At 53.9% G+C, this 15,628-nt stretch carries 17 protein-coding genes; 15 read left to right on the top strand and 2 right to left on the bottom strand.

What is annotated here, in order from left to right; translation table 11 throughout:
- Positions 1–238: 238 nt before the first annotated feature.
- From nikB to ABS784_RS16195, 8 genes are read left to right on the top strand one after another with little or no spacing between them, the layout of a single operon-like run.
- Positions 239–1,180: a nickel ABC transporter permease gene (nikB, locus tag ABS784_RS16230; RefSeq protein WP_129447238.1), complete on the top strand. Its 942-nt coding sequence runs from the start codon at positions 239–241 to the stop codon at positions 1,178–1,180.
- 26 nt (positions 1,181–1,206) lie between these two features.
- A complete protein-coding gene (locus tag ABS784_RS16225) occupies positions 1,207–2,112 on the top strand; it encodes an ABC transporter permease (RefSeq protein WP_021321925.1) in 906 nt (301 codons plus the stop codon).
- Between the two features lie 31 nt (positions 2,113–2,143).
- On the top strand, positions 2,144–3,706 hold the full coding sequence (locus tag ABS784_RS16220) for a glutathione ABC transporter substrate-binding protein (RefSeq protein ID WP_352513258.1): 1,563 nt from the start codon (positions 2,144–2,146) through the stop codon (positions 3,704–3,706).
- Positions 3,707–3,714: 8 nt separating this feature from the next.
- Positions 3,715–4,719 (top strand): ABC transporter ATP-binding protein, encoded by a 1,005-nt coding sequence (locus tag ABS784_RS16215; RefSeq protein ID WP_023633282.1) that lies wholly within the window; start codon positions 3,715–3,717, stop codon positions 4,717–4,719.
- Positions 4,691–5,668, top strand: coding sequence for an ABC transporter ATP-binding protein (locus ABS784_RS16210; protein WP_328092202.1), 978 nt, complete (start codon positions 4,691–4,693; stop codon positions 5,666–5,668). Before ABS784_RS16215 ends, ABS784_RS16210 begins: the two co-directional genes overlap by 29 nt.
- A gap of 12 nt (positions 5,669–5,680) precedes the next feature.
- Entirely contained in the window at positions 5,681–7,285 is a 1,605-nt protein-coding gene (locus tag ABS784_RS16205; RefSeq protein WP_352513255.1) for a gamma-glutamyltransferase family protein, read from the top strand.
- Between the two features lie 25 nt (positions 7,286–7,310).
- On the top strand, positions 7,311–7,892 hold the full coding sequence (locus ABS784_RS16200; RefSeq protein WP_060788591.1) for a chromate transporter: 582 nt from the start codon (positions 7,311–7,313) through the stop codon (positions 7,890–7,892).
- A complete protein-coding gene (locus ABS784_RS16195) occupies positions 7,889–8,422 on the top strand; it encodes a chromate transporter (RefSeq protein ID WP_352513253.1) in 534 nt (177 codons plus the stop codon). Before ABS784_RS16200 ends, ABS784_RS16195 begins: the two co-directional genes overlap by 4 nt.
- A 234-nt stretch (positions 8,423–8,656) precedes the next feature.
- Here the strand turns inward: ABS784_RS16195 and ABS784_RS16190 are convergent, their stop codons facing one another.
- Positions 8,657–9,163, bottom strand: a complete 507-nt coding sequence (locus tag ABS784_RS16190; protein ID WP_066232657.1) for a BsuPI-related putative proteinase inhibitor — start codon at positions 9,161–9,163, stop codon at positions 8,657–8,659.
- Between the two features lie 310 nt (positions 9,164–9,473).
- Between ABS784_RS16190 and spoIIID the strand changes: the two genes are divergently transcribed.
- The 7 genes from spoIIID (at position 9,474) to ABS784_RS16155 (ending at position 14,190) form a co-directional block, all read left to right on the top strand.
- Positions 9,474–9,737: a sporulation transcriptional regulator SpoIIID gene (gene spoIIID / locus ABS784_RS16185; protein WP_011232801.1), complete on the top strand. Its 264-nt coding sequence runs from the start codon at positions 9,474–9,476 to the stop codon at positions 9,735–9,737.
- Between the two features lie 106 nt (positions 9,738–9,843).
- Positions 9,844–10,845: a rod shape-determining protein gene (gene mreB / locus ABS784_RS16180; RefSeq protein ID WP_011232800.1), complete on the top strand. Its 1,002-nt coding sequence runs from the start codon at positions 9,844–9,846 to the stop codon at positions 10,843–10,845.
- Between the two features lie 340 nt (positions 10,846–11,185).
- Positions 11,186–12,016 carry a flagellar hook-basal body protein gene (locus ABS784_RS16175; RefSeq protein ID WP_352513250.1) on the top strand — a complete coding sequence of 277 codons (831 nt, stop codon included), beginning with the start codon at positions 11,186–11,188 and terminating at the stop codon, positions 12,014–12,016.
- A gap of 18 nt (positions 12,017–12,034) precedes the next feature.
- The gene (locus ABS784_RS16170) at positions 12,035–12,856 is read left to right on the top strand and encodes a flagellar hook-basal body protein (protein WP_352513248.1); all 822 of its coding nucleotides are present in this window, start codon (positions 12,035–12,037) and stop codon (positions 12,854–12,856) included.
- Between the two features lie 11 nt (positions 12,857–12,867).
- Complete coding sequence (locus tag ABS784_RS16165) at positions 12,868–13,209, top strand: DNA-directed RNA polymerase subunit beta (RefSeq protein ID WP_289667117.1); 342 nt, start codon at positions 12,868–12,870, stop codon at positions 13,207–13,209.
- A 33-nt stretch (positions 13,210–13,242) separates the two neighbouring features.
- Positions 13,243–13,680, top strand: coding sequence for a 3-hydroxyacyl-ACP dehydratase FabZ (gene fabZ, locus ABS784_RS16160; protein WP_352513245.1), 438 nt, complete (start codon positions 13,243–13,245; stop codon positions 13,678–13,680).
- A gap of 141 nt (positions 13,681–13,821) precedes the next feature.
- On the top strand, positions 13,822–14,190 hold the full coding sequence (locus ABS784_RS16155; protein WP_011232795.1) for a hypothetical protein: 369 nt from the start codon (positions 13,822–13,824) through the stop codon (positions 14,188–14,190).
- A gap of 336 nt (positions 14,191–14,526) precedes the next feature.
- Here ABS784_RS16155 and tagU read toward each other — a convergent pair whose 3' ends face one another.
- Positions 14,527–15,465, bottom strand: coding sequence for a polyisoprenyl-teichoic acid--peptidoglycan teichoic acid transferase TagU (gene tagU / locus ABS784_RS16150; RefSeq protein ID WP_352513243.1), 939 nt, complete (start codon positions 15,463–15,465; stop codon positions 14,527–14,529).
- Between the last annotated feature and the right edge of the window lie 163 nt (positions 15,466–15,628).

The raw sequence follows: 15,628 nt of genomic DNA, 5'->3' as shown, positions 1-15,628 counted from the left end.
TGCATTGCGGGTTCGGCTAGAAACAGCTAACATACTTTCATGACAGGTGCAAGTACAACTTTTGGTGATGAACCAAAAAATTCAATTTTTTTGAGAATTATGTAGAAAAATGATTCGAATTCCTATATAATCATAAAAAACAAAATAAAAATTAACTTTGTTAAATATCAATTTAATTTTAATTAACAAATGCATATAAAATTCTCTTTTATATAAACAACAGAAAGGAGTGAATATGATGGCAGGGATGATTGTCAGAAGATTTTTTCAGCTTATCCTCCTATTGGTCGGCATCTCGTTCCTCGTCTTTACGAGCATGTATATCGCTCCGGGGGACCCAGCAACGATCATTGCTGGCCCGACCGCATCACAGTCAGACATCGAGGCCATCCGCGAAGATTTAGGGCTTAACGACCCATTCCTTGTCCAGTATGGCCGCTACATGAACGGGCTGTTTCATGGCGATCTCGGCTATTCGTACCAAACGAAGCAGCCGGTGTGGGACGCGATCATGACGCGGTTTCCGAACACGCTTAAGCTAGCCATCGCCAGCATTATCGTCGCGGTGATCATCGGTGTTGTCGCCGGCATTATTTCTGCCATCCGGCAAAATTCATGGTTTGACGTCTCCAGCACCGCGTTTGCTTTGGCAGGCATTTCGATCCCGAACTTTTGGCTTGGCACCGTACTCATTTTAATTTTCGCGGTCAACTTGCAGTTGCTTCCAGTCGGCGGGCTGGATCAGCCATTTTATACGGCAGAAGGGTTGAAGCAGCTGGTGCTGCCGGCCATTACGCTTGGGACCGGGTCAGCAGCAATGATTGCGAGAATGAGCCGTTCGTCGATGCTCGAGGTCATCCGAGCCGACTTTATTCGGACAGCACGGGCCAAAGGCTTAAGAGAGCGGACGGTCATTTGGGTGCATGCCTTGCGCAACGCCATGATCCCTGTCATTACTGTCATTGGCCTAAACTTTGGTTTTTTGCTCGGCGGCACGATCATCACCGAACAGGTTTTTGCCATTAACGGCGTCGGCCGCCTGATGGTGCAAGCTATTGCCGCCCGGGACTTCCCGATGGTGCAAGGCTCCGTCTTGCTTGTTGCTACGTTGTTTGTCTTAGTCAACCTGATTGTTGACATTATTTATACGTTTATCGACCCGCGTATTAGTTACGATTAAAAGAACGATAGAAAGGGGGAAAATCGATGGAAACCGGTGCAGCGGTGAATACAGGCCATGCCACAGCCGGCCTTGGACGCAAGAAAGAAAAAATGTACATCACCACGATCAAGCGGTTGCTGAAAAACAAGTTGGCAGTTGTGGGGCTTGTCATCATCGCTATTCAAGTACTCATGGCCATCTTCGCCCCGTGGCTCGCCACCCATGATCCGATAAAGCAAAATTTGTCAGCGGCTGAGCTGCCGGTTTTTTCCGATGGACATTGGCTCGGAACCGATAACTACGGGCGGGATATCTGGAGTCGCATCGTGTATGGCGCTCGCATTTCCCTCGTTGTCGGCATCGTTTCCGTCAGCTTAGGGCTGATCGGCGGGGTGGTGCTCGGCCTGTTAGCAGGGTATTACAGAAAACTCGACGGACTGATCATGCGGATTGTCGACTTGCTGTTTGCGTTTCCGGGAATTTTGCTTGCCATGCTTATCATCGCCATTTTAGGCACCGGCTTGATTAATGTGGCGATCGCTATCAGTATTTGGTCGATCCCGACATGCGCCCGCATCGTCCGCGGCAGCGTCTTGTCAGTAAAAAATCGCGAATATATTTTGGCGATGAAAGCGCTCGGGGCGAGCAACGCCCGCATTATCATCAAGCATATTTTGCCAAACTGTTTGGCGCCGATCATTGTGTTTGCGACGATGCGCATGGCAACTGCCATTTTATCTGCTGCCTCGCTCAGCTATTTGGGGCTTGGCGCTCAGCCGCCGACGCCGGAGTGGGGGGCCATGATTGCCGCTGGCCAGGCGTTTATGTGGACGTCGCCGCACATGACGGTCGTTCCAGGCATCGCTATTATGCTCGTCGTTTTCGCCTTTAACGTCGTTGGCGACGGATTGCGCGATGCGCTGGATCCAAACATGGATATCAATCAATAAAAAACTTATATATAGTGTGGAGGGAAAGCCAGTGAAAAAGAAAACGTATTGGTCGTATGTTGTGCTTGCTTTTGTTCTTGCCGTTTCCGCGGCGTTGGCCGGATGCGGAGGCAAATCCGCTTCTAACAACGCCTCGTCCAGTTCGCAAGGGAAAGGAAACGTCGCCCAGGAATTGACGTATGCGACGACATCTGACGTCGTTGGCCTTTCGCCGATTTTAACGAACGATTCTGTCTCGTCTGCCGTTATCGAGCAAGTGTATGAAACGTTGTTCGTCCGTGATCCGGAGACGATGGAAATCAAGCCGCATTTGGCGGAATCGTATGAAACTCCGGATGATAAGACGTGGGTCATCAAATTGAAAAAAGGAATTAAATTCCATGACGGCACCGACTTTAACGCGGAAGCGGTCAAGTATACGTTTGATAAACTAAGAGACCCGAAGACAGCGGCGCCAAGGGCATCGCTTCTTGAACCGGTCGAATCGGTGGAAGTGAAAGATGATTACACGGTAGTGATCAAAACGAAATACCCGTATGGTCCGATGTTGGCGGCCTTGTCGCATACGAACGCTTCCATTGTCAGTCCAACGGCTGATCAAAAACAAGATTTAATGAAACAGCCGGTCGGCACTGGCCCGTTTAAATTTGTTGAATGGGTGCCGGGCGACCATGTGACATTAGAGAAAAACGATGACTATTGGCAAGGGGCGCCGAAGTTGGAAAAAGTGACGTTCAAAGTTGTTCCGGAAGTGACGACGGCGATTTCGATGCTGCAAACGGGCGATGTGCAATTTATCGACAATATCCCTGCTGAACAGTTGTCCCGCGTCGAATCGATGAAAAATGTTCAGCTGATCAAAAAGGAAGGCACACCAGTCTACTATTTAGGCTTTAATATGAAAAAGAAACCGATGAACGAGCTTGCCTTCCGTCAAGCGGTTTCCTATGCGATCAACAAAGATGAGTATATCCAGCAGCTGAAAGGGCTTGGGGTGAAATCAAACAGCGTCATCGGTCCGAAAGTGTTCGGTTATGATGAATCGTCAGAAAACGTCGCTTACACCTATGATCCTGAAAAAGCGAAACAGCTCGTTGAAGAGCATGGCTATAAAGGAACGAAAGTGAAAATTTTGGTCGCCAATACGGCAAATTACATGAAAATGGCGGAGATCGTTCAAGCACAGCTGAAAGAAGTCGGTATCAACGCCGAAATTGAATCGATGGAGTGGGGCACCTTCCTTGATGCAACAAAGCAAGGAAAATACGATATCACATTCCTTGGTTGGACCAACAGCACGGCGGATGGCAGCGAGCTGTTTTATCCAAACTTCCATTCGAAAAACGCTGGAGTATCGAACCGGACGTTCTACAACAATCCGACATTCGACAAATTTGTCGAAGAATCACGTACGACGATCGATCCAGAAGTGCGGAAACAAAAGTTGAAAAAAGCGAATGAATTCTTGTTGAAAGATGCTGCCGTTGTTGTCATGAACCATGGCGTCGTGACGGCGGCTGTTGATCAATCGGTGAAAGGATTGGAGATCGATCCGACAGGACAATGGTCGCTCTATCACGTTCATAGAGAGTAGGGGATAGCATGGCTGAAACATTGTTGCGTGTCGAGAACCTTGTCACGACCTTCAGCACGGCGGAGGGAAAAGTCTCCGCCGTGCGGGGGGTTTCTTTTTCCGTCCGCAAAGGAGAAACACTCTGCATTGTCGGCGAATCAGGGTGCGGGAAAAGCATCACCTCGCTGTCGATTATGGGGTTGCTTCCCAACAACGGGAAGATTGAGAGCGGATCGATTGAGTTTGCAGGACGCGACTTGGTGAAATTGCCGAAAGAAGAGTTGCGCCGCATTCGCGGCAATGAAATCTCGATGATTTTCCAAGAACCAATGACAGCGCTCAACCCTGTGTTTACAGTTGGTTATCAACTTCGTGAGCCATTGATGCTTCATAAAAGACTGTCAAAACGGGAAGCGCACGAACAAAGCATTGAGCTGCTCAAGCAAGTCGGCATCCCATTTCCGGAAAAGCGGATGAAACAATACCCGCATGAGTTGAGCGGCGGGATGAGGCAACGTGTCATGATCGCCATGGCGCTTGCCTGTCATCCGAGCTTGCTCATTGCGGATGAACCGACAACTGCTTTGGATGTGACCATTCAGGCACAAATTTTGGATTTGATCAATGAGTTGAAACAAAAATTGAATATGGCCGTCATTTTGATCACTCATGACATGGGCGTAGTCGCGGAAATGGCGGATCGAGTGATGGTCATGTATGCTGGTGAGAAAGTGGAAGAAGGCGATGTCGAAAGTATTTTCGCCAACCCGCGCCATCCGTACACAAAAGGGTTGTTGAAATCCGTGCCAAGCGTGGATGATGAGGAGTATTCGCTCGAACCGATTCCGGGGACGTTACCCAGTTTAAATGAACAAATTGACGGTTGCCGCTTCCACCCGCGCTGTCCGTTTGCGACCGACCGATGCCGCACGGCGCCGCCGCTGGAGAGAAAAATCAGCAACAACCATTCTGTCCGTTGCTGGCTAGAGGAGGGTGCTCACAGCCATGAGCCAGTCCAAGCAGCCACTTCTTAAGTTGGAAAACGTTAAAAAATATTACCCGATCAGAGGGGGAGTGTTGCGACGCATCCAAGGCTACGTCAAAGCAGTGGAGAACGTTTCCCTTGATGTATTTGCCGGGGAAAGCATTGGCATCGTCGGCGAGTCAGGGTGTGGAAAATCGACCCTTGGCCGGACGATTCTTGGCCTTGAAGAGGCGACGGGGGGCGCCATCTTCTTTCGGGGGGAAGAGATCAGCCGTTTGCCGGAACGGCAACGCAAAAAGTGGAAAAAAGAGATGCAGATGGTGTTTCAAGATCCGTATGCGTCTCTCAACCCTCGCCAACGCATCGGCCATGCCTTGGAGGAAGCGTTTATCATCCATACGAACATGACAAAGGCCGAACGCGAAGAGCGGGTATTGCATTTGCTTCAAGAAGTCGGGCTTCGTCCGGAACATTACGACCGATACCCGCATGAATTCAGCGGCGGGCAGCGACAGCGGATCGGCATCGCCCGAGCGATCGCCTTAAACCCGTCGCTCGTTATTTGCGATGAGGCGGTCTCTGCGTTGGACGTATCGGTTCAAGCGCAAATCATTAAACTGTTAAAAGACATCCAAGAAAAACATGAACTGACGTATTTGTTCATTTCCCACGATTTAGGGGTCGTTCGTCATTTTTGCGACCGGGTGCTTGTCATGTATTTAGGCCATACGGTGGAGCTAGCTCCATCTCGGGAGTTGTATGCCAATCCGCTCCATCCATATACAAAAGCATTGCTGTCCGCCATTCCTCGGCCGAAGCCAGGCGCTAGGCGGGAGCGTATCCGTCTTGAAGGCGACTTGCCGAACCCAGCCAATCCGCCGAAAGGCTGCCCGTTCCATACGCGCTGCCCGGTGGCGACCGAACGATGCAAACAAGAACGGCCGGAGTGGAAAGAAGCGGCTCCGGGTCATTTTGTTGCTTGCCATGAAGTGAAGTGAGGAGGGGTTGCCATGGACTACTTATACCATCCATACCCATCGCAGCGAGTGACGGTGTTCGCCAAAAACGGCGTTGTTGCGACATCGCAGCCGCTCGCGGCGCAAGCGGGGCTTGAGGTGCTGAAAAAAGGCGGCAACGCCATCGATGCGGCCGTCGCCGCCGCGGCTTGTCTGACGGTCGTTGAGCCGACATCGAACGGCATCGGCGGCGATGCGTTCGCCCTCGTCTGGACGAGCGGGAAATTGTACGGATTAAACGCGAGCGGCTATGCGCCGGCTTTGCTTTCGCTTGACGCGCTAAAAGAGCGCGGCTATACAGAAATGCCGAAATACGGCTTCGCCCCGGTGACGGTCCCGGGAGCGCCGGCGGCATGGGCGGCGCTGTCGAAGCGCTTCGGCCGCCTGCCGCTTGCCGAAACGCTCGCTCCGGCGATCGCCTATGCGGAAAACGGCTACCCAGTATCGCCGGTGCTGGGCAAATACTGGGCGAACGCTTATCGGGTGTACAAAGAAGCGCTGAACGGGCCGGAGTTCGCCTCGTGGTTTGCGACGTTTGCGCCGGGCGGCCGCGCGCCGAAGATCGGGGAAGTGTGGGCGTCTCCGGACCATGCGGCGACGCTCCGCTCCATTGCCGAAACGGAGGCGGAAAGCTTTTACCGCGGCGAGCTGGCGGAAAAAATCGCCACCTTCTCGAAGCAATACGGCGGCTTTTTGGCGGCGGACGACCTCGCCGAGTACGAACCGGAATGGGTCGAGCCGATCTCCGTCTCCTACCGTGGCTATGAAGTGTGGGAAATTCCGCCGAACGGGCAGGGGCTTGTCGCGTTGATGGCGCTCAACATCATGAGCGGGTTTGACGTGCCAAGCGTCCCGGATGTCGAGACGCACCACCGGCAAATCGAGGCGATGAAGCTGGCCTTTGCCGATGGCAAAGCGTACATCGCCGACCGCCGTTATATGAGCTGCAGCCCAGACGAGCTGTTGTCGGGGTCGTTTGCCGCCATGCGCCGGGCGCAAATCGGCGCAGAGGCGCTCACGCCGGAGCCGGGGACGCCGCCCAAAGGCGGCACGGTCTATTTGGCCGCCGCCGACGGCGAAGGGAATATGGTGTCCTATATTCAAAGCAATTACATGGGCTTCGGCTCCGGCCTCGTCGTCCCAGGCACGGGCATCGCCCTGCACAACCGCGGCCATAACTTTGTCTTCGATGAACACCATCCGAACGGGTTGGCGCCGCGGAAAAAGCCGTACCATACGATCATCCCCGGCTTTTTGACCAAAGGCGGCACGCCGGTCGGCCCGTTCGGCGTCATGGGTGGATTTATGCAGCCGCAAGGGCATTTGCAAGTGATCATGAACACCATCGATTTTGACTTGAACCCGCAAGCGGCGCTCGATGCTCCCCGCTGGCAGTGGATGGAAGGAAAAACGGTGCTCGTCGAGCCGCACTTCCCGCGCCATATCGCCGAAGCGCTCGCACGCAAAGGGCATGACATTCGCTTTGCCTTAGACGGAGGTCCGTTCGGCCGCGGACAAATCATTTGGCGCGATCCTGACACCGGCGTGCTTGCCGCCGGGACGGAGCCGCGCACGGACGGGGCGGTCGCCGCTTGGTGAGACTCACGATAAAGGGATGACTTCGATGAACCAATGGCATTTATTTCTTGCTTTTTTCCGCGTCGGCATGCTCGGGTACGGGGGCGGGCCGTCCTCGATCCCGCTCGTGCGCGCCGAAGTGGTGACAAAATACCGGTGGATGACCGATGAAGAGTTTGCGGAAATTCTCGCCATTGCCAACGCCTTGCCTGGCCCGATCGCGACGAAGCTCGCTGGCTATATCGGCTACCGTGTCGGCGGCGCGCTCGGCTTAGTGAACGCCGTCTTGGCGACGACCGCCCCGACGGTCGTGCTGATGATCGTGCTGTTGGCCGCCTTATCCTCGTTTAAAGACACACCATGGGTCGCTGGGATGACCAAAGCGGTCGTGCCGGTCGTGGCCGTCATGCTTGCCGAGATGACGTGGCAGTTCGCCAAACAGGCGCGCGCCGCCCTCGGCTGGCGGCCGGCCGCCCTGCTCCTTCTTGCCTGCTTTTTGGCCTTGCAGTGGCTCGGCCTTCATCCGGCGCTTGTGGTCGCAGTGTTGCTTGCGGCCGCGTTTGTCGGCCGAAGCAAGCCGAAGGCGGTGGATAGAGACAAAGGCGGAGAAAGGAGGGCGTCGTCATGATCTACTGGCAGCTGTTTCTCGCCTTTTTTTGGCCCGGCATTCTCGGCTACGGCGGCGGCCCGGCTTCCATCCCACTCATCGAGCACGAAGTCGTCGATCGCTATCAGTGGATGACGGTCAATGAATTCAGTGAAGTGCTGGCGATCGGCAACTCGTTGCCCGGCCCGATCGCGACGAAAATGGCCGGCTATATCGGCTATGAACAAGCCGGCATTCTTGGCGCCGCCGTCGCCGTGTTTGCGAGCGTCGCCCCGTCGCTTATTTTGCTGATGGCTCTTTTGCAGCTCTTGTACAAATGGAAAGACGCGCCGCAAGTGAAGCGGCTTACCGCCTATATCCGCCCAGCGATCGCCGTGATGCTTGCACTCATGGCCATCGACTTTTTCCGTGAGTCGTATGAAGGGGCCGGGCTCGGCCAAACGGTGTTTCTTGCCGTTGTCAGCTCCTTTTCGATGTTCGGCAAATGGCGCCTGCATCCAGCGTACGTCATCGCCTTGGCGCTTGTGTACGGGGCCGTCTTCTTGTCGTAATATTCCGGCGCGCCATAGGGTGTCCCACAAACGCAACGGGGCGCCCTTTTTTGATCGCCGTATATACGCGCGAAACACCTTCACATGCATTTTCCGCAAAGAAAGAACGATCGTTTGAATCAGCCCCTCTTTTTGCGATAACGCAGGCAAGAAAGCGTAACGAAGGAAACGATTTCAATCGGAAACAGCACCGGACGGTGGACGCGCCTGCCGTCGTGAAAACGAACAGCGCCTTCACTCGACCGTAAACGTCACTTTCGCTCTTGCATTGGGCCAATTTCGGTCAGCGAGCCACCACTCGAGCGCATACTCTCCTGGCTCCAAGCCGCGGAACGTCTCTTGAAATGACAGTTCTTCCCCCGGCTTTAATGTCCGTTCTTCATAAATCTGTGTAAACATTTTCCCTTCGCTGAACTGCTTCACCTTCTGTCCGTCGCGATACAAGATGTAATCGTATTTTTTTCCGCTCGTGAATGTCACCGTTTGCACGCGTTCGGTTTGGTTTTTCACTGTGAATGTAAACACATAGGCGCCGTTTTCCTTCTCATATCTCAATGACGGCTCAAGCGTCCCAGCAATGATTCCTTTTCCCCCCGCTTGGGCCGGTTTGCCCGCCGGAGCGGGGCCAAGCAAATCGTCTTTCGCCTGCGGCCGCTCGCTGCCATTTGTATACATAAACAACGCGATCGCTGTCACTCCAGCCAACGCCGCGATGAGACCGATTGTTTTTCCTTTGCCCATGCATTTGTCCTCCTTTTACCCTTTATACTTATAGTCGTTTCCCATTTCCCTTCCGTTACAAACCGCAAAAAAATTGTGAAAAAACTGTTGTCCGCCTTGATATTTCTGGTATATATGCCCGATTTGTCTAATAAAATGTTACAAATTGAACAGCAATGAGAGTGGTTGAGGTGGGGATCGTTCACAACCGGCAAGCGACGCGATGAAGACGCTTCTAAGACATCCAACGAAAGCGGCGCCCATCATTGGCAAGACGAGTCTCATTTCACACTTCTCACTTCTCACATCCAACCTAGGGAGGGCGAGTGGTGTGCACGATTACATCAAAGAGCGTACGATCAAGATTGGCAAGTATATCGTGGAGACAAGGAAAACCGTTCGCGTCATTGCGAAAGAATTTGGCGTATCCAAAAGCACCGTGCATAAAGACTTGACCGAGCGGCTGCCGGAAATCAACCCGGAACTGGCCCAAGAAGTCAAACAAATTCTCGATTACCATAAATCGATCCGCCATTTGCGCGGCGGGGAAGCAACGAAGAAAAAGTATAAAAAGCAGACGGTGAAAAACAACTGACTTTTTCCTTGCCATCTGCCGTTTGCAGTATCATTCCGGGAGGCAAATATGGTAGAATAAACAATTAGGAATGATTTTAGGGCAGAGGCAAGGAGGAGCAAGTCATATGTTTTCACGAGACATCGGCATCGACCTAGGCACGGCGAACGTCCTCATTTTCGTCAAAGGCAAAGGCATCGTGCTCAATGAGCCGTCCGTCGTGGCGATCGATAAACACACGAACAAAGTGCTGGCAGTGGGCGAAGAAGCACGACGAATGGTCGGACGTACTCCTGGGAATATTGTTGCCATTCGGCCGCTCAAAGACGGCGTCATCGCGGATTTTGACATTACCGAAGCCATGCTGAAGCATTTCTTAAGCAAGCTCGACCTAAAAGGCTTTTTCGCCAAACCGCGCATTTTGATTTGTTGCCCGACGAACACAACATCCGTGGAACGGAAAGCGATCAAAGAGGCAGCGGAAAAAAGCGGCGGCAAAAAAGTGTACTTGGAGGAAGAGCCGAAAGTCGCAGCCATTGGCGCCGGAATGGACATTTTTCAGCCGTGCGGAAACATGGTCGTTGATATTGGCGGTGGCACGACTGACGTCGCGGTTCTCTCGATGGGAGACATCGTCACCGCCTCTTCCATTAAAATGGCCGGGGACAAGTTTGATATGGAGATTTTAAACTACATCAAGCGCGAATATAAGCTGCTCATTGGGGAGCGAACGGCCGAGGAAATCAAGATTAAGGTCGCAACGGTATTCCCAGGCGCACGGTCCGAAGAAATCGACGTCCGCGGCCGCGATCTCGTCACCGGACTGCCGCGCACGATCACCGTTCGATCGGAGGAGATCGAACGGGCGCTTCGCGAGCCGGTGTCGTTGATTGTACAAGCCGCCAAAAGCGTGCTCGAGCGCACCCCGCCGGAATTGTCGGCGGATATTATCGACCGCGGCGTCATTTTAACGGGTGGCGGTGCATTGCTTCATGGCATCGATTTATTGCTGTCAGAAGAGCTGAAGCTTCCGGTGTTCGTCGCGGAGAATCCGATGGACTGCGTCGCTCTTGGCACCGGGATTATGCTGGAAAACATCGATCGGGCGCCAAAATCGCAATTGATTTAAAAAGCCGTCATGCCCTTTGGCCAAGAGATGGTTCATCTGGATCAACCTTATAGAGTCAACCTTTTGCGTCATTCAGGCGCAGACCGCTTTGGAAGGACGTTTTTCTCATGGCTTGATCAAAATGGATACAACCGCCGCCGGGACAAGCGAGGCGGGCAAAAAAGGAATGGCGGGGGATGCCGCGGCTGCCCTTGCCCGCTTATAATGAAAGATGGAATGGAAAGGAGCGGAGCGGCAGGGCAACGCGCCGCCCGCTTGACCATAGGGAACACCCCATCCGCCGCTGCCCAAAGAGCGGCCGCGGCTTTTTCTGATCGATCGGACAAGCGAGGTGCTGGTCATGTTGAGAGGGTTGTACACCGCCGCGAGCGGCATGTTGGCGCAAGAGCGGCGCGTGGATTGGTTGACGAACAATTTGGCGAACGCCGAAACGCCGGGATACAAAGCCGATGCGGCCGCGATGAGAGCGTTTCCGGAACTGTTGATGAGCCGCCTCGAGGATCAACCGATCCCGACCGCCTCAAGGCGCGCCATCCCGACGCAAACCGTCATTGGGCCGCTCGTTACGGGCGTCTATATGCAAGAACTCATCCCGAACTTCCGCCAAGGGGATGTGAAAGAAACCGGCTTGGCGACCGATATCGCCCTTGTGGACGGACAAGTCCCCGTCGACCGGGCGAGCGGCCAGCGAGGCGCGCTGTTTTTTGCCGTCACCAACGGTCAAGGGGAGGTCCGCTACACAAGAAACGGTCATTTCACCTTGAGCCCGGACGGCTACTTGACGACGCAAGAGGGCTGGTATGTGCTTGATGCCAATGGCGAGCGCATTCCGCTCTCAAGCGAGCGGTTTGCCGTCCGCGACGATGGAACGATCATCGATGAGAATGGGACGGCCACCCGTCTCGGCGTTGCATTCGCCGCCAATCCGCAAACGTTGATCAAGGAAGGAAACGGCTTATTCCGCAGCACGACAGGGCCGTTGCCGCAGGCGCCCGGCAATGTGACGTATACGGTGAAACAGCGTTTTCTCGAGCGGTCGAACGTCGACATTGAGCGTACGATGACCGATTTGCTCGCTGCCTACCGCGCATTTGAAGCAAACCAAAAAATCGTCCAAGCGTACGACCGCAGCTTGGACAAGGCCGTCAACGAAGTCGGCCGCCTGAAATGATGAAAGGGGGACAAGCCCGTGCTCCGTTCGATGCTCACCGCCGCCAACACGATGAATGCCTTGCAACAGCGGCTCGATACGATCAGCCATAACATCGCCAACAGCAACACCGTCGGCTTTAAACGGCGCGAAGCGAGCTTTGCCGAGCTCTTGACCCAACAAATCGACCGCCTGCCGAACGACGAAGCGCCCCGGCAAACGCCAGCGGGCGTGCGCTACGGCAACGGGGCGCGTCTCGCTTCGACAATGCTCATCACCAAGCAAGGTGCGCTGGTGGAAACCGGCCGCCGCCTGGATTTTGCCTTGACGGACGAAAACCAATGGTTCCGCGTCCGTCTGGCCGATCAAAACGGTGCGGAAACGATCGGCTACACCCGCGCCGGCAACTTTTCGCTTGCGCCCATGAACGGCCAGCTTGCTTTGACGACAAGCGACGGCCTGTTTGTGCTTGATGAAAGGAACGCGCCGATTGTGCTTCCCGCCGATGCGCATGACGTACAGATGTCCCCGACTGGGACGTTGACGGCAACCAATACCGACGGCCGCGTCGTCGCCCGCGTCAATTTGGGCGTCACCATGATCCGCCGTCCGCAGCTTCTGGAAGCCCGCGGCGGCAATGTCTATGTGCTTCCCAACGTCCCAGGCGCGGCCGAAGAACTGAACGGCAGCTTGCGCGGCCAAATCAGCGTCAAGCAAGGCGCGCTCGAACAAGCGAACGTCGACCTTGGCGAGGAAATGGTCGGCCTGATGGCGACAAGCCGAGCGTATCAGCTCAACGCCCGCGCCGTTTCCATCTCCGAACAAATGCTCGGGCTGATTAACGGCATGCGCTCCTCATAAGGAGGATCGCGATGAGTGACGAGAGGCATCAAGAACCTATGCGCTCGCCGTCTTCCCGGATGGCGAGGCGGAAAGGCCGAGTAAGAAAGAGCCCGCCGACTCCCGCCGAACCGGAAGCCAAAGCCCTTCCGCCGGAAGGGGAGGCGGCCGCGCCGCGCCGGTTCGTCCGCACCCGGCTCATCCCGATCTGGCTTCGGCTGATCATCGTGATCGTCTTGATGGCCGCAAGCCTCGCCGCCGGCGCGGTCGTCGGCTACAGCGCCATCGGCGATGGGAAGCCGCTCGATGTATTCCACCCGTCCACGTGGAAGCACATCATCGATATCGTCGAGAAAGGAACGGATCGCGGCTGATGAAGCCGCCAAACGAGAGAAAGGAGTTTGTCCATGCTTGACATCCAGCAAATCCAGTCCATCATCCCGCACCGCTATCCGTTTTTGCTTGTCGACCGCATTCTGGAAATCGAAGAAGGCAAGCGCGCCGTCGGCATCAAAAACGTGAGCGCCAACGAATCATTTTTCGCCGGCCACTTCCCGGAATACCCGGTCATGCCTGGCGTGTTGATCGTCGAGGCGCTCGCCCAAGTCGGCGCCGTCGTCCTCCTGCAAAGCGAGGAAAACCGCGGCCGCCTCGCCTTCTTCGCCGGCATCGACAACTGCCGTTTTAAAAAGCAAGTCAAACCGGGCGACCAGCTTCGCCTTGAAGTCGAAATCATCCGCGCCCGCGGCGCCATCGGCAAAGGCAAAGGCATCGCCACCGTCGACGGCGAGCTTGTCTGCGAAACGGAGTTGATGTTCGCTCTTGGCGACAAACGAGCTGACTGAACAAAACGCGTTCCTTCGGGGAGCGCGTTTTTTTGTCGGCTGCGCTATATAGCGTGCGAATGAAAAGTTTCTTTCTGGGAAAGATAAACAAGGACCGGCCTTACATAAGGTCACCACAACCAATAGAAAGGAGCAGATAGGATGAAGAAAAAAGCGTTGCTGATCCGGCTGTTCAGCGCCCTTGTCGCCCTCTTTTTAGCGGCTGGATGCAATATGAACCGCGACAACAACAATCCTCCGCCGCCAAACAACCAAAACGATGTCAACGACCAAGACGTAAACCCGGCTGATGACATCAACCAAAACGATAACGTCGACAACGACAAAGACAATGACGGCATCCCGGACAACCGCGATACCGATTTGAACGACAACCAAAACAATCAACTCCCGCCGGGAGACGACACGAACAACGGACCGGGCGACGATGAGCGCGATACGGTTCCGGACCGCGAAGACCCGATTGAAGATCCGCGGGATGCGAATGACAAAGACAATAAAGACGAATAACCGCATGGAAGCTGCCGAACAGGCAGCTTTTTTGATTGGTGGAAATTAGGAACGATTTCTGTCAGATTATAGTACACTGACGGTGCTCGGTGCTGTCAGCATGATCGTGGTGGATTTAAATCAAAACATGAAACACCAAGCCGCCATTCCGTAAATAAGAGGTGAAACCATAGGTTCGTAAAACAGGAAAGCACGATACAAAAGCGAAACGGAAGCTGATCACCGTCGACAACCCAAAATCGCCCATCGCGGAACGGTATCGGACGATCCGAACAAAGCTCACCAAGCACTTCATTGCCCAATGAAAACGCGCACCTCTTAAGGTGCGCGTCTCATTTACTTCGCCGCCGTCGCTTTCAGCTCCAGATGCTCTTTCAACTCATTCGAAATCGCCAGCCGTTCGCTCTCTGGCACGATCAAGTAATCAATGCCATTGATTTTCGTCCCTTGTCCCGTAATATGCAGCTGCTTAATGTGCTTGCGGGCGTCTTTGTAATTCGCTTGAATTTCTTTCATTTCCTCAAACGTCAAGTTCGTTTTCACGTTTTTCCCGATCGCTGCGAGCACATCGCTGTAATTCGTGAGCGACGAGAAGCTGGCGCCTTTCTCAATAATCGCTTGAATGATCTGCTTTTGCCGGTCCTGGCGCCCGAAATCGCCGCGCGGGTCCTCTTTCCGCATGCGGGAGTATTTCAGCGCCTCGTCCCCGTTCAACGTAATCTCGCCTTTCGGGAAGTGCGTTCCTTCATACGTAAACGCGAACGGGTTGTTCACCGTCACGCCGCCGACCGCATCGACGATGTCGCGGAAGCTTTCCATGTTGACCTTAATGTAGTAGTCAATGGGAATATCTAAAAAGTGTTCCACCGTCGCCATCGTCATCTCCACTCCGCCAAAGGCGTACGAGTGGTTGATTTTATCTTTCGTCCCTTTTCCGATAATCTCCGTTCTCGTATCGCGCGGCACGCTCACCATGTCAATCGACTGCTTGTTCGGATTCACCGTCATCACAATCAGTGTATCCGCGCGCCCGCGATCCCCTTTGCGTTCATCAACGCCGATCAACAAAATGGAAATCGGCGTCTTCCGTTCAAACGAAACGTTTTCTTTCCGCTTCTCCGACTTCCAGTTGACGTTCTCGTGCATTTGGTTCGCCGTCTGTTTCACATGATGATAAATGGAATAGGCGAATATTGCTCCTCCTATGAGCAACACGACGCATATTCCGAGCAACCATCGAAGCCATTTTTTCTTTTTTCGGCGCTTTGTTCTCATCGACACTCTTCCTTTATAGAATTTTCGATTGTATCAACTCGATTATAGAGTGTTTGTCATAAGAAAACAACCGGAAGCAGTGAGTGGAGTCAGTCAAGACTTTGTGGAGAACATTTTTTCGGTTCACTACGGGCGTTGTCAATCACTAGTTAGCGAACCATTT

The organism is Geobacillus sp. G4 (assembly GCF_040327975.1).
Classification (GTDB): domain Bacteria; phylum Bacillota; class Bacilli; order Bacillales; family Anoxybacillaceae; genus Geobacillus; species Geobacillus thermoleovorans.
This window is presented reverse-complemented; position numbering and strand designations above follow the sequence as displayed.